General features: G+C 74.3%; 11 protein-coding genes. 5 read left to right on the top strand and 6 right to left on the bottom strand.

Features of this window, described 5'->3' with window-relative positions; genetic code table 11:
- Positions 1–78 precede the first annotated feature (78 nt).
- Positions 79–2,085 carry a cytochrome c oxidase subunit I gene (gene ctaD / locus ABZV78_RS13735; RefSeq protein ID WP_355638392.1) on the top strand — a complete coding sequence of 669 codons (2,007 nt, stop codon included), beginning with the start codon at positions 79–81 and terminating at the stop codon, positions 2,083–2,085.
- An 81-nt stretch (positions 2,086–2,166) separates the two neighbouring features.
- On the opposite strand, the gene ABZV78_RS13730 is transcribed toward ctaD, so the two are convergent.
- The 4 genes from ABZV78_RS13730 to ABZV78_RS13715 all read right to left on the bottom strand — a co-directional run bounded on the left by ABZV78_RS13730 (position 2,167) and on the right by ABZV78_RS13715 (position 8,103).
- Positions 2,167–3,300, bottom strand: a complete 1,134-nt coding sequence (locus ABZV78_RS13730) for a SigB/SigF/SigG family RNA polymerase sigma factor (protein ID WP_355638390.1) — start codon at positions 3,298–3,300, stop codon at positions 2,167–2,169.
- Between the two features lie 242 nt (positions 3,301–3,542).
- Positions 3,543–4,952: a hypothetical protein gene (locus tag ABZV78_RS13725; RefSeq protein WP_355638388.1), complete on the bottom strand. Its 1,410-nt coding sequence runs from the start codon at positions 4,950–4,952 to the stop codon at positions 3,543–3,545.
- A gap of 270 nt (positions 4,953–5,222) precedes the next feature.
- On the bottom strand, positions 5,223–6,983 hold the full coding sequence (locus tag ABZV78_RS13720; RefSeq protein ID WP_355638387.1) for a thiamine pyrophosphate-binding protein: 1,761 nt from the start codon (positions 6,981–6,983) through the stop codon (positions 5,223–5,225).
- Positions 6,976–8,103 carry a Vms1/Ankzf1 family peptidyl-tRNA hydrolase gene (locus ABZV78_RS13715; RefSeq protein ID WP_355638385.1) on the bottom strand — a complete coding sequence of 376 codons (1,128 nt, stop codon included), beginning with the start codon at positions 8,101–8,103 and terminating at the stop codon, positions 6,976–6,978. Before ABZV78_RS13715 ends, ABZV78_RS13720 begins: the two co-directional genes overlap by 8 nt.
- A 142-nt stretch (positions 8,104–8,245) precedes the next feature.
- Here ABZV78_RS13715 and ABZV78_RS13710 point away from each other — a divergent pair, with 142 nt between their 5' ends.
- Both ABZV78_RS13710 and ABZV78_RS13705 read left to right on the top strand, forming a co-directional pair.
- Positions 8,246–8,794 (top strand): hypothetical protein, encoded by a 549-nt coding sequence (locus tag ABZV78_RS13710; RefSeq protein ID WP_355638383.1) that lies wholly within the window; start codon positions 8,246–8,248, stop codon positions 8,792–8,794.
- A gap of 37 nt (positions 8,795–8,831) precedes the next feature.
- Entirely contained in the window at positions 8,832–9,692 is an 861-nt protein-coding gene (locus tag ABZV78_RS13705; RefSeq protein ID WP_355638381.1) for an alpha/beta hydrolase, read from the top strand.
- A 9-nt stretch (positions 9,693–9,701) separates the two neighbouring features.
- On the opposite strand, the gene ABZV78_RS13700 is transcribed toward ABZV78_RS13705, so the two are convergent.
- On the bottom strand, positions 9,702–10,040 hold the full coding sequence (locus ABZV78_RS13700) for a DUF3817 domain-containing protein (protein WP_355638379.1): 339 nt from the start codon (positions 10,038–10,040) through the stop codon (positions 9,702–9,704).
- A 162-nt stretch (positions 10,041–10,202) separates the two neighbouring features.
- Here ABZV78_RS13700 and ABZV78_RS13695 point away from each other — a divergent pair, with 162 nt between their 5' ends.
- Both ABZV78_RS13695 and ABZV78_RS13690 read left to right on the top strand, forming a co-directional pair.
- Positions 10,203–11,681 (top strand): glutamate--cysteine ligase, encoded by a 1,479-nt coding sequence (locus ABZV78_RS13695; RefSeq protein WP_355638377.1) that lies wholly within the window; start codon positions 10,203–10,205, stop codon positions 11,679–11,681.
- A 116-nt stretch (positions 11,682–11,797) separates the two neighbouring features.
- The gene (locus tag ABZV78_RS13690) at positions 11,798–12,979 is read left to right on the top strand and encodes a hypothetical protein (protein WP_355638375.1); all 1,182 of its coding nucleotides are present in this window, start codon (positions 11,798–11,800) and stop codon (positions 12,977–12,979) included.
- Here the strand turns inward: ABZV78_RS13690 and ABZV78_RS13685 are convergent.
- Positions 12,943–13,518, bottom strand: coding sequence for a GNAT family protein (locus tag ABZV78_RS13685; RefSeq protein ID WP_355638373.1), 576 nt, complete (start codon positions 13,516–13,518; stop codon positions 12,943–12,945). The genes ABZV78_RS13690 and ABZV78_RS13685 overlap by 37 nt on opposite strands.
- Between the last annotated feature and the right edge of the window lie 18 nt (positions 13,519–13,536).

The raw sequence follows: 13,536 nt of genomic DNA, 5'->3' as shown, positions 1-13,536 counted from the left end.
CCGCTCTCGCCTGGTTTCATGGGTAGAGGGTCGGGCACGCCTGCCCGTTCTGTCTGCCGTCACACGGGGTGAGAAGCCATGCGCAAGCGGGTAGTCACGGAGCCGGCCCGAGACCGTGGGCCGGCGATCCTCGCACCGGCCCGGTTCGGCGGCTATCCCGGCCCGGTCCGGGAGGCCGTCAAGGGCAACACGCTGTGGCGGCTGCTGCGCACCACCGACGCGAAGCTGATCGGCCTGATGTACCTGGCCACCTCGTTCGTGTTCTTCCTGGTCGGCGGCGTGATGGCGCTGCTGCTCCGCGCCGAGCTGGCCCGGCCCGGCATGCAGCTCCTCTCCCCCGAGCAGTACAACCAGCTGTTCACCATGCACGGCACGATCATGCTGCTGCTGTTCGCCACGCCACTGGTCTTCGCCTTCGGCAACTACATCGTCCCGCTCCAGATCGGCGCACCCGACGTCTCGTTCCCGCGGCTGAACGCCCTCGCGTACTGGCTGTACCTGTTCGGCGGGTCGATGGTGGTGGGCGGCTTCGCCGTGCCGGGGGGCGCGGCGGACTTCGGCTGGTTCGCGTACACACCACTGAGCACGTCGCAGCACAGCCCGGGCGTCGGCGGGAACCTGTGGGTGGTCGGGCTGGCGGTCTCCGGACTCGGCACCATCCTCGGCGCGGTCAACATGATCACGACGATCATCACCCTGCGCGCCCCCGGAATGACCATGTTCCGGATGCCGATCTTCACCTGGAACCTGCTGCTCACCAGCGTCCTGGTGATCCTGGTGTTCCCGCTGCTCGCCGCCGCGCTCTTCGCGCTGGGCTCGGACCGGATCCTGCACTCGCACGTCTTCGACCCGACCACCGCCGGGCCGATGCTCTGGCAGCACCTGTTCTGGTTCTTCGGCCACCCCGAGGTCTACATCGTGGCGCTGCCGTTCTTCGGCATCATCACCGAGGTCATCCCGGTCTTCGCCCGCAAGCCGATCTTCGGCTACACCGGTCTGGTGCTCGCCACCATCGCGATCACCGTGCTGTCGATGACCGTCTGGGCGCACCACATGTTCGCCACCGGGCAGGTGCTGCTGCCGTTCTTCAGCATTCTCAGCTACCTCATCGCGGTGCCCACCGGGGTGAAGTTCTTCAACTGGATCGGCACCATGTGGAAGGGCCAGCTCACCTTCGAGACGCCGATGCTCTTCTCGGTGGGCTTCCTCGTCACCTTCCTGTTCGGCGGCCTGACCGGCGTGCTGCTCGCCAGCCCGCCGGCCGACTTCCAGGTCTCCGACACCTACTTCGTCGTGGCGCACTTCCACTACGTGCTCTTCGGCACCATCGTGTTCGCGGCCTTCGGCGGTGTCTACTTCTGGTTCCCCAAGATGACCGGGCGGCTGCTCGACGAGCGGCTGGGCAAGATGCACTTCTGGACCATGTTCGTCGGCTTCCACATGACGTTCCTGGTGCAGCACTGGCTGGGCGCAGAGGGCATGCCCCGCCGGTACGCCGACTACCTGCCCGGAGACGGCTTCACCAGGCTGAACGAGATCTCCAGCATCGGGTCGTTCATCCTCGGCGCCTCCACCCTGTTCTTCATCTACAACGTCTGGAAAACCTGGCGGTACGGCGCCCTGGTCACCGTCGACGACCCCTGGGGCTTCGGCAACTCCCTGGAGTGGGCCACCACCTGCCCGCCGCCGCTGCGCAACTTCGACCGGATGCCCCGGATCCGCTCCGAGCGGCCGGCCTTCGACGCCAAGTACGGCCCGCTCGTCGCCGATCTCGGCCGCGACCTGCCGCAGCGCACCACCAAGCCGCCACAGCACTTCGCCGAGGAGCTGCGCCACGAGCGGCACTATCCGGAGTCGCCGGCCGCCGAGGGCGCGCACGGCGCCCGCGAGGCCGTCGAATACCAGCCCGCACCGCAGTCCGGCGCGCGGCCGGTCGACGTGCCGGAGCCGGAGGAGGTGCGCCGGCCCAGCTTCGAGGAGACCATCGAGCCGGACGAGACCCAGTTGGGTCCGCAGCGCACCAAGCCGTCGAACCCCCGCTGGGAACACCCCCGCGGGCACGGGGAAGACACCCCGGAGGACTGACTGACTGAGCGGGCCAGGACAGGAGGAGGAAGGGCCGGCGCCGTCGGGCGCCGGCCCTTCCTCTCGTCGTACGTCGGTCAGTCAGTCGGCCGCCGGCAGCCCGGCGGCGGCGAGCGAGCGGCGCACGGCCGGCTGCACCCGGGTCAGCCGCAGCGGCACCCCGGTGCGGGCGGCGGCGTCCCGGCCGGCCATCAGCGCGGCGATCCCGCCGGCGTCGAAGCCACCGGCGCCCACCAGGTCGACCACCACCTCGCGGGGCTGCCCGGTGACCGCCTCCAACATGGCCCGGCGGAGCTGGTCCGCGCCGTCCCGGTCGACCTCTCCCCCGACCTCGACGACCACCCGGTCGCCGTTCTGCCGCACCGAGATCCGGGCCTTGGCCGGCTCGGACTCGGCCGCGCCGTTCTGCCAGGGTGGCGGGGCGTCGGCGAGCATCGCCTGGCGTAGCCAGGTCAGCGCCCGGGAGAGCAACCGGGACACGTGCATCTGCGAGATGCCGAACCGGGCCGCGATCTCCGCCTGGGTCTGGTTGCCGTAGAAGCGCATGGCGAGGATCCGCCGCTCGCGCCAGGGCAACCGGTGCAGCAGGCCGCTGACCGTGACCCGGTCGTCAACCGACTCCAGGGCGTTGTCCGACTCGCCGACCAGGTCGCCGAACTCGGCGGAGCTTTCTCCGCCGACCGGCGCGTTGAGCGAGGCCGGGCTGTAACCGGCGGCCGACTCCAGCGCGGCGAGGATCTCCTCCTCCGGCGTCTCCAGCCGCTCGGCCAGCTCGGCGACGGTGGGCGCCCGGGACAGCTCGCTGGTCAGCGCCGCGGTCGCCTGCCCGACCTCCAGGATCAGGTCGCGTAGCCGGCGTGGCACGTGCACGCCCCAGGTGCGGTCCCGGAAGTGCCGTTTGATCTCGCCGACGATGGTGATCGCCGCGTACGCGGTGAACGAGCCGCGCTCCGGGTCGTAGCGGTCGACGGCGTTGACCAGGCCGAGGCGGGCCACCTGCTCCAGGTCCTCCAGCGGTTCCCCGCGCCCCCGGTAGCGGCGGGCCAGCCGCCCGGCGAAGGGCAGCGCGAAGCGGACCAGGTCGTCCCGCGCCTCCTGCCGCCGCTCGGGTGGCAGGCCGGCGATCCGTGCCGCGTACGCCAGCGCCGCCGCGTCGAGGTCCTCCAGGCCCCGTTCGGTGGGTGGTGGTGTGGGTGTGGTGGTCTGTCCGAACATCCGCGCCTCCCTCAGGAAGGTCCCCCGCCCGGATCGGAACCGGTCGTGCGCGTGGTCGGGCCACGCACCGGGCCGGAAGTTGGGTTACGTGACGGAACGCCGGAAGCGGCGGCCGCCCGCCGCACGGCGTCGTGGGCCGTTCCGCGGCGAGCGGTGTTCCCGCTCCGTAGGTACTCAATCACGGACCGCAGGATCGCGAGGATGTTTCGCCAGGTTGGTCGGCGCCCCGCCGACCGCCGGCCTCAGCAGACCAGCAACCCCTGGTGGGCGCCCGCGTCACGGAGCGCGGCGAGGGCCTCGGCCATCCGCAGCGGCGGCGGCGCGGGCAGGTCGTACGGCTGGTTGCGCAACACCTCCGTGGCACGACGGGTGGGCACCGCGGCGATCGGGTAGCCGCGCGCCGAGCCCCGGTCCAGGGCGCGCCGGCGGCGCCCGAACCCGGCCACCGCGAGCCACTGCGGCAGCCCCGCGAGGGCCGGCGAGCGGACCCCGGGCGGCTCGGGCAGCACGTCCACCGAGCTGAACGGCTCGCTGCCGGCGAGCCACCACTCCACCCCCTGCACCCGCCGGCGCGTGGCGTTCTCGCACCAGTAGGGCACCAGCCCGGCCCGGACCACCTGCCACGGGTCGAGCAGCCGGCCGCACTCGACCACCAGGCGATTGCCGGTCTTGCCGGCCCGGCGCAGCCAGCGCCGGTACAGGTCGGCGGTCGCCGCGCTGAGGGCGTCCGGCTGCGGGACGACGACCCGGTGCAGCGGGTGCCCGTGCCGGCCGGCCCACTCCCGGGCGTCGTGTTCGAAACCGGACTCCACGCCGTTCTCGGCGAAGGCCGCCGGGGAGGTGACGTCCGGCGGCGTCCAGCGCGCCCCGTCCCCGCCGGCCGAGCGGAGCACCTGGCGCAGCACGTGCGCGTCCGGGTGGAAGTCGACCGGGTCGAGACCGCTGGCCGGGCAGCCGACCTGGAAGCTGTGCCCGCCCCCCTCGTCCCGCACCGGCCAGGTCCGCGCGTCGTGCAGCAGCAGGACCGGCGCCCCGGGCTCCAGCCCCTCGGCCAGGAACCGGGCGTACGCGCGGGGCAGCGTCCGCCAGCGCAGCGCGAGGGTCACCGTGGCACCCGCCGACGCGCCGCGGCTGGCCGGGCAGTGCACCTGCCGCACGTGCACGCGGGGATTGCCGGCGAGGAGCCGGCCGGCGAGCGCGGCGCCGTGGTCGAGCGCGGCGTCCGGGCGGTCCACCGCACCCGGGGTCCAGTGCGCGGCCACCTCGAAGCCGGCGGGCAGCCACGGCACCCCGAGCGCCGCCGCCAGGTGGGCCGTCGCGCCGTGCGGGGAGCCGAGCAGCGCCCCGGGCCAGCGACGGGTCGGGTACTGGCCGACGAACCAGCCGGCCACCCGCTCGGCGTCCACCTCGGCGACCTGGGCGGGGCTGAGCGCGGCCCGGCCGGCGGCCCGCGCCGCAGCGGCGCGGCGCACCGGCTCCGGGGCCCCGGTGAAGCGGGACAGCGGGCCCGGGTGGCCGAGGTCGCCGCAGTCGTCGCCGCGCAGCGCCCGGGCCGTCACCGCGACCAGGAGCCGGGCGGCGCTGCCCACCGCCACCACCCGGTCGCCGGTCAGCCCCGCGCCGGTCGCCGACCCCACGGGCACCTTGCGCACCGGCCCCACCTTGCCTCGTTCGCTCACCACGCGGCCCGGCTTCCCGTCCCTCTGGGGTCTAAACGGGGCATCCCCCCACGGGTCGGACCAATCAGCGGGTGGGCGGCGGCACCGCGCGCGACACGCACCGCACCCAGGCGCACCGTTCCACCGTGCCCCGCCGTCGCGGGCGGAACGGGGGCGAAAGCAGCGCGGGCAGCGGTGCGAGGCCCACGACAGCGGTCGACACCGCCCTCGGTGAGGACGGTGCCGACATAGCGTGCGTCGTCGCTAGACCAGGTCCTCCGCCTCCACGGTCGTCCCGGTCTCCAGCACCCGCTCCCGCACCCGCCGGGCGGCGTCCCCGTCGGCGAACAGCCCGCGCAGGTCGGCCAGGGCCGGCTCGGGCGGGTCCAGCGGCACGGCGGGGTCGACCACGGCCTCCAGCACGCTGGGCCGGTCGGCGGCGAGCACCTCGTCCCAGGCGGGACCGACCAGGTCGGGGCGGTCCACCCGCACCCCGTGCAGGCCGAGCAGCCGGGCCCAACCGGCGTACGGCACGTCGGGCCGCCGGTCCGCGAACGCGCCGGGTGGGCGCCCGCCGCCCATGCCGGACTGGTCGCGGTTGTTCAGCACCAGCACCACCAGCCGGGGATCCCGCCACTCCTGCCAGTGGTGCGCCACGGTGATCAGCTCGGCCAGCCCGTTGAGCTGCATGGCCCCGTCGCCGAGCAGCGCGATCACCGGCTCGTCCGGGCGGGCCAGCTTGGCGGCCACCGCGTAGGGCAGCGCACAGCCCATCGAGCCGAGCGTGCCGCAGAGCTGGGCCCGGATGCCCGGTGGCAGTTCCAGGTGCCGGGCGTACCAGTAGATGACCGAGCCGACGTCCACCGCGAGGGAGCCGCGGTGCGGCACCCGGGCGGAGAGCTCGTGCAGCACTAGTTGCGGGTTGATCGGCTCGGCCGGGGCGGCGGCCCGCTCGGCCGCGGCCTCCCGCCACCGGTCGACCGAACCCTCCACCACGCCGCGCCACTGCGCGTTGGGCCGGTCCGGCACCCGACGCAGCAGCGCGCGCAACGTCTCGCCGGCGTCGCCCACCAGCGGCACGTCCACCGGGTAGCGGGCGCCGATGCGCCGCCCGTCGATGTCGATCTGGATGGTGCGGACCTGGCCCGGCATCGGGAACCAGTCGGTCCACGGGTCGTTGGTGCCGACCAGCAGCAGGGTGTCGCAGCCCCCCATGAGCTGCGCGGCGGCGGTGGTGCCGACCTCGCCGAGCACTCCGGTGTGGAACGGCAGCCGCTCGTCCAGCACCGGCTTGCCCAGCAGCGAGGTGGCCACGCCCGCGCCGAGCCGGTCGGCGAGGGCGACCACCTCCTCGGCGGCGCCGTGCGCGCCCTGGCCGACCAGGATCGCCACCCGCTGGCCGGTGCCGAGCAGCGAGGCGGCGGCGTCCAGGTCGGCGTCGTGCGGCAGCACCCGGGCCAACGGCTCGCCGGGGGTCGCCGACACCACGCCGGCGGTCTGCGGCAGCAGGTCCGGCACGGTGGCCACCTGCAACGCGTACGGCAGCACCACGCAGGTCGGGCTGCGTGTCGCCGCCGCGGTGCGGAACGCCTGGTCCAGCAGGCCCGGCACCTGGTCGGGCGTGCGGCCGTAGCGGACGAACTGGTTGCAGACGTCGCCGAAGAGGCGACTCAGCCCGATCTCCTCGTGCGCCCCGCCGAGCGGGCCGGTGACGTCCTCGCCGACGATCGCCACCACCGGCTTGCTGTCCAGCTTGGCGTCGTAGAGGCCGTTGAGCAGGTGCACCGCGCTCGGCCCCTGGGTGGCCAGGCACACCCCGATCTCACCGGTGAACTTCGCGTGCCCGGTGGCCATGAACGCGGCGGTCTCCTCGTGCCGGGCGGGGACGAACTCCGGGTCCCCGCCCGCGGCGTCGAGCGCGCCGACCAGGGGGGCGATGGCCGCCCCCGGGTAGCCGAAGGCCCGGGGCACCCGCCAGGCCCTCAGCCGTTCGACGACCAGGTCCGCCACCGTACGGTCAGCCATTGCCCCGCCCGGGCGTGCTGGCGTCGACGTAGCGCAGCACGGCGCCGACCCCGTCGGTGAGCTCCGGCGCCTCCTCCGGCGCGAGCACGGTCAGCTCGGCGTCGGTGCCGATCAGCGCGCGCAGCAGCGCGGCGTCGGCGCGTACCTTCTGCGGGTCGGCCACGGACATGGCCGCCAGCTGCCGCGGGTCGGTGGCGATCTCGGTCGGCTCGGGGCCTACCCACAGCTCGCCGTTGGCGGACGGGTCGTCGACGATCAGCATGGTGTCGACCTGGTTGCGTTGCAGGGCGGAGACCACCGCGTCGAGCCCGGCGCCGACGTCCTCCTGCACGCCGAAGCGGTCCAGCGCGGTGGCGATCCGCTGGTCGGCGACCTCCGCGATGGTCTGCACGGTGATGTCGTCCATCAGCATGTCGTCGGAGCCGACCTTCTCGCGGGAGCCGGCGTCGGTGCGGACCAGCACGTCCTGCCAGCGCTCCGGCAGCTGGGCGGCGATCATCCCGGTCGCCCGGATGTCCCCGGCCACCACCACCACGTCCGCCCCGACCCGGTCGGCCAGCTCAGCGGTGGCCGCCGCGGCGTCACCGGCGTTGTGGTGCCAGGCCTCCATGGCGGCCCGCTGGTAGCGGGACTGCGACCAGCCGCCCGGCTGCACCCGGCGCAGCTGCCAGCTCTCCCGCCCCTTCACCGTGGCCCGGCGCGGCACCCCGCCGGCGCTGACCGCGACGGCGTCCGCCCCGGTCCGGTCGGCCAGCACCCGCACCCAGGCGATCTGCTCGCCGCGCTGGGCGACCAGCGGCATAGTGTGCGGCAGCGCCGACCAGCTCGCCAGGTCGCGCAGCGGCGGCGCGGAGAGGTACTCGGTGAGCACCACGCGCCCTCGGTTGGCGAAGACCGCGATGCCGTAGTCGCCGGGCATCGGCTGGTGCCGGCGGACCACCTCCTCGACCGCCTCGACGGTCGCCTGGTCGGCGCCCTGCCCGATCAGGTCCCCCTTGAGCGCGCGCCAACGCAGGTCGACCTGCGGACGTGCGTCGTGGGTGTCCCGGGAGGCGTCCAGGTAGACCGAGCACCAGGGCCCGGGACGGTTGTAGAGCGGGCGCAGGAAGGACAGCTGCATGCTCGACCCCTTTCCAGCTCGGCCGCACGCATACCCGCGCCGCTCCGGATGTCACCTTGTGGGCCGGACAGCGTGACCGGCGTTCATTCACGTCGTTCAACTCGGGGAATCGATACGATCAGTGAACGCAACGGAACCCTCGGTGGTGAACATGGACACGGAGCTGCACATTCGGCGCACCGTCCACCCGACGGAACGGATCGTCACCGGCCGGTTGGTCCGCCTCCTGGAGGGCTACGCCCGCGAGGTGCGGGTGGGGCAGCCGGCGCTGGTCGCGGTGCTGACCGCCGCGGGCGTGGTGGGGCTGCTGCTGCGGGTGGCGCGGGCCCTGCTCAGCAGCGGCGGCGGGGGCGCCCGGCGCAGCTTCAAGGAGCTCAAGCAGGGACCCGAGTTCCTGGTCACCCCGGTCCGGGTGCGCGACACCGCCGGCCGGCTCGTGGAGGTCGAGCTGCACGGCCACCTCCCGCAGAGCGCGCTGCACCCCGGCGACCACGTGCAGCTGACCCTGCGCCCGCAGCGCGACGCCGACCTGCCGCCCCGGATCGAGCGGATCGTCAACCTGACCACCGGCCAACTGCTGACCCCGCGCACCGCGACGCTCTGGTCGCACCTGGGGCCGGCGCTGCTGCTCCAGGCGGCGCTCGGCGTGCTGCTGGTGGCCGGGCTCGCCGCCGGCTCGGCGCTCCGCTGAGGTTTCCGCCCCCGCCGGCCGGGGCACCGGCTCGCCCATGTTCCCCGGATTCACCCTGGAGGAGATCGACCTCGGCCCGGTCCGCCTGCGGGTCCGGCACGGCGGCTCCGGCCCGCCCGTGGTGCTGCTGCACGGCCATCCGCGCACCCACGCCACCTGGCACCGGGTCGCGCCGCTGCTCGCCGACCGGCACACCGTGATCTGCCCGGACCTGCGCGGGTACGGCGGCTCGTCGAAGCCGCCGAGCGACCCGGCGCACACGGTCTACTCGAAGCGGGCGATGGCCGGCGACGTGGTGGCGCTGCTCGACGCGCTCGGCCATTCCCGGGCGGCGGTCGTCGGGCACGACCGCGGCTCGTACGTGGCCATGCGGACCGCCCTGGACCACCCGGACCGGGTGACCCGGCTCGGGGTGCTGGACGGGGTGCCGATCGGCGAGGCCCTGGCCCGCTGCGACGCCCGGTTCGCGGCCCGCTGGTGGCACTGGTTCTTCCTCGGCCAGCTCGCCAAGCCGGCGGAGCGCGTGATCAACGCCGACCCGGACGCCTGGTACGGCGGCTCGCCCGAGGCCATGGGCGCGGACGCGTACGCCGACTACCGCCGGGCCATCCACGACCCGGCCACGGTGCACGCCATGTGCGAGGACTACCGGGCCGGGCTCGGCCCCGACCGGGCGGCGGACGACGCGGACCGGGCCGCCGGCCGGCGGATCGGCTGCCCGGTCCTCTTCGCCTGGTCCGAGCGGGACGACTTGGTCGAGCTCTACGGCGACCCGGCAGCGATCTGGCGGGACTGGGCCGACGACGTGCGGGCGGCCTCGATCCCCTCCGGCCACCACATGGCCGAGGAGGCCCCGGCGGAGCTGGCCGCCCTGCTCGGCGACTTCCTGGCCGGGTGACCCCGGCGGTCAGCCGACCGGCGTGAGGGGACGGTCGGTGGCGGCGGGGGTGGCGAGGAGGCCGCGGCGGCGGGCCCAGCGCTCGAAGAGCACCGTGGCGAACGGCGGCACGGCGCAGGCCAGCGCGATCGCGGTGTGCCACAGCGACCAGCGCCGCTGCCGAGCCACCACCAGCACGAGCAGCCCGTACGCCACGAAGAGCGCGCCGTGGACCGGGCCGAACACGTGCACGCCGATCTCGTTGCGCGGCGGGCCGTACTTGACGGCCATGCCGGCCAGCAGGGCGGCCCAGGAGCAGGCTTCGGCGATCGCCGCCGCCACGAACAGCCGGATGGTGATCTCGCGCATCCGGCCATGCTAGCCACCCGGACCGCCGGATCGGCCGCGGAAACCGGCGACGCGACAGGGATCACCGGCGGGACGGCTGGGTAGTAATGGATCCCCCGGCTCTTTCCCCGCGCCGTGGTGGCGTGCGAGGTTAGGGGGACCAACGGTGACAGGGTGGTGACCATGGGCGAGGACGTCGGCGTGCGCACCTTCAGCCGGGAGGACCGGGCCCGCTACCGCGACAAGGTGCGGCGCTGCCTGGACGTGTTCGCCGAGATGCTGCGTGAGTCCCGCTTCGACGTGGAGCGGCCGATGACCGGGCTGGAGATCGAGCTCAACCTGGTCGACGAGGAGTCCCAGCCGGCCATGCGCAACGCCGACGTGCTGGAGGCGATCGCCGATCCCAGCTTCCAGACCGAGCTGGGGCAGTTCAACGTGGAGATCAACGTCGCGCCGCGGCGGCTCACCGGCACCGGCACGGCGCAGTTCGAGGAGCACGTCCGGGCCAGCCTCAACGCCGCCGAGGAGAAGGCCCGCACGGTCGGCGCGCACATGGTGATGATCGGCATCCTGCCGACCCTGCGCCCGGAGCACCTGACCGCCGCCACGCTTTCGGCCAATCCCCGCTACGCCCTGCTCAACGAGCAGATCTTCGCCGCCCGCGGCGAGGACCTGCGGATCTCGATCAGTGGGGTGGAGCGGCTGGCCACCACGGCGGACACCATCACCCCCGAGGCCGCCTGCACCAGCACCCAGTTCCACCTCCAGGTCAGCCCGGCCCAGTTCGCCGACTACTGGAACGCCGCCCAGGCGATCGCCGGCGTCCAGGTGGCGCTCGGCGCGAACTCCCCGCTGCTGTTCGGCCGGGAGTTGTGGCGGGAGACCCGGGTGCCGCTGTTCCAGCAGGCCACCGACACCCGCGCCGAGGAGATCAAGGCCCAGGGGGTACGCCCCCGGGTCTGGTTCGGGGAACGATGGATCACCAGCGTCTTCGACCTGTTCGAGGAGAACGTGCGCTACTTCCCGGCGCTGCTGCCGGTCTGCGAGCCGGAGGACCCGGCGGAGACCCTGGCCGCCGGCGGCGTGCCGAAGCTCGCCGAGCTGCGGCTGCACAACGGCACGATCTACCGGTGGAACCGCCCGGTCTACGACGTGCTGAAGGGACGCCCGCATTTGCGGGTGGAGAACCGGGTGCTGCCGGCCGGGCCGACCGTGCTGGACACCGTCGCCAACGGCGCCTTCTACTTCGGCCTGGTCCGCGCCCTCGCGGAGTCCGACCGGCCGCTCTGGTCGCAGATGTCGTTCAGCGCGGCCGAGGAGAACTTCACCAACTGTTCCCGGCACGGCATCGACGCTCAGGTGTTCTGGCCCGGGCTGGGCTACCTGCCGGTGACCGAGCTGGTGCTGCGGCGGCTGCTGCCGCTGGCCCACCACGGGCTGGACCGGTGGGGCCTCGACCCGGCCGAGCGGGACCGGCTGCTCGGCATCATCGAGCAGCGCTGCCTGACCGGCCGCAACGGGGCGACCTGGCAGGTGGAGACGCTGCACCGGCTGGAGTCCGCCGACCACCTGGACCGGCCGGAGGCGCTGCGCGAGGTGGTCCGCCACTACGTCGACCTCATGCACAGCAACCGCCCGGTCCACGAGTGGCCGCTGCCCTGACCGTCGCGGGGCAGCCGGCGCACGCGCCTCGGTGCTAGCGTCGGCCGCGATCTCCACGCTGACCGCCGCCCCGCACCATTTCGGCGGGTCAGCTCCCGGTCGACCCTGGAGGCGGCGTGCGCACCCTGTTCGACGGCGGCGTCGGCGTGCACTACGGACAGTTCTACGTCACGGTCGACGACCTGGTGGACATGACCGAGGCGTTCGCCGGGCAGTCGAACGGCCTCTGCGGAGCCGGTGTGCCGGGTGCCCTCTTCCTGCTGACCGGCACGCACACCGGCACGGTGGGCATGCGCGTCGAGTGGCACGACCACGAGCCGCCGGCGCCGGGCGACGGCTGGGAGGAGGTCGTGGAGACGTCCTACGCGCCGGCCACCCCGACCGTGCACCTCACCGAGTGGGCCGGCGAACGGTCCCGGCCGCTGGAGCTGGGCGGGGAGGGCCGTGGCTACCGGGTCCGGTACTGCGCCACCGGCCTGGCGGAGGCCCCGCACACCCCCTTCGGGGAGCCGACGCCCGACCGCTACCTGCTCCAGTTCTGGCCGGACGACCCGGCCCGCCCGGACGTCGTGCTCCGGCAGACCACCACCGCCGCCGCGTACTGGCACGACTACGCGCGCTCCCTGCCGCCGCCACCGACGCCGGAGGAGCGGGCCGAGGCGGAACGCCGCGCGCGGGAGGAGCGGGAGCGGCGGCACGCGGAGTTCGTCCGGCGGGAGGAGGCGCGCCGGTGGGGTGGACGGCCACCGTCCGAGCGGCTGCGCCGGGTCGTCGGCAACGTCTCCGGGATCGCCGCCCTCGACCGTGACCTGGTCGACGCGGTCGCCGGGACGGACCCGGACACGCAGCGGCGGATCGCGCGGTGGGCCGCCCGCCACGCGTACGCCTTCGCCGGGATCGCCGACCTCGACTGGCTGGCGCCGGCCTGGCGGGCGTTGGAGCGCGGCGAGCCGATGCCGGACTGGTGCACCGACGTCACAGCGATGTGGCGGCGAATCACCGGCGGCGAGGCCCGCCTGGAGGCCCGGGCACGGCGGCTGGGGCTGAGTCAGGCGACGGACACCGCACGGGCGGGGCTGCTCTCCGGGCCCGTCGACCCGGTCGCGATGGCGTTGCCGGCACTGGCCGCCGCCGCGGTGCCCGATCCGCTCCAGGCGGCCCTGGAGACGCTCTCGGCGGCGGCGACCGCGTACGGGACGGAGGCGCCGGCGTTCCTCGCGGAGGTCCGGCGCGCCTTCCCGGCCCTCGCCGAGGGCGAGGATCAGAGCGGGGACGGGTCGTCGCGCAGCCGGCTGTAGAGCCAGCCGTCGCGCCAGGCGCCGGCCCGGAACTCGCAGGCTCGGACGACCCCTTCGAGCTGGAAGCCGGCCTTCTCCAGCGACCGCTGCTCGGCGACGTTCTCCGGGTGGGTGCCGGCCTGGATCCGCTGCGCCGGGGTGTGCGCGAACAGGTAGTCGCAGAGCAGCGCCTGGGCCCGCCAGCCGATGCCCCGACCGCGCCACTCGGGCAGCAGGGCGATGCCGATCTCCCAGTACGGCGCGCGTCCGCCGTAGATGCCCCACAGGTAGCTCACGAAGCCAGCGGCGGCCTGCTCGGGCTCGACCTGGACGATCAGCCGGCCGTCCCGCTCGCCCAGCCAGCCGTCCTCGGCCTGCCGGCGGGCGGGCGCACCGGGATCGCGGTAGCCGGCCCAGTCCAGCCCGATCAGGCCCGGCTCGGTCGCGAACCGGCGGAACATCGCCAGGTCCGGCTCGGCCACCGGACGCAGCCGGACGGTGCCGCCGCCCGCCTCGTGCGCGATGCCGGCGAGCGTCGCCGGCGGTTCGACCTCGTCCATGCCCGGCACGCTAGCGGC

The organism is Micromonospora sp. NPDC004540 (assembly GCF_040610095.1).
Lineage (GTDB): Bacteria > Actinomycetota > Actinomycetes > Mycobacteriales > Micromonosporaceae > Micromonospora.
The sequence above is the reverse complement of the archived record's forward strand: the minus strand, read 5'-3'. Positions and strand labels throughout refer to the sequence as shown.

Bases quoted from the DNA above. Each gene is read 5' to 3' on its own strand.
- ctaD (WP_355638392.1), top strand. From the start codon at position 79: ATGCGCAAGCGGGTAGTCACGGAGCCGGCCCGAGACCGTGGGCCGGCG.
- ABZV78_RS13730 (WP_355638390.1), bottom strand. From the start codon at position 3,300: ATGTTCGGACAGACCACCACACCCACACCACCACCCACCGAACGGGGC.
- ABZV78_RS13720 (WP_355638387.1), bottom strand. From the start codon at position 6,983: ATGGCTGACCGTACGGTGGCGGACCTGGTCGTCGAACGGCTGAGGGCC.
- ABZV78_RS13715 (WP_355638385.1), bottom strand. From the start codon at position 8,103: ATGCAGCTGTCCTTCCTGCGCCCGCTCTACAACCGTCCCGGGCCCTGG.
- ABZV78_RS13705 (WP_355638381.1), top strand. From the start codon at position 8,832: ATGTTCCCCGGATTCACCCTGGAGGAGATCGACCTCGGCCCGGTCCGC.
- ABZV78_RS13700 (WP_355638379.1), bottom strand. From the start codon at position 10,040: ATGCGCGAGATCACCATCCGGCTGTTCGTGGCGGCGGCGATCGCCGAA.
- ABZV78_RS13695 (WP_355638377.1), top strand. From the start codon at position 10,203: ATGGGCGAGGACGTCGGCGTGCGCACCTTCAGCCGGGAGGACCGGGCC.
- ABZV78_RS13685 (WP_355638373.1), bottom strand. From the start codon at position 13,518: ATGGACGAGGTCGAACCGCCGGCGACGCTCGCCGGCATCGCGCACGAG.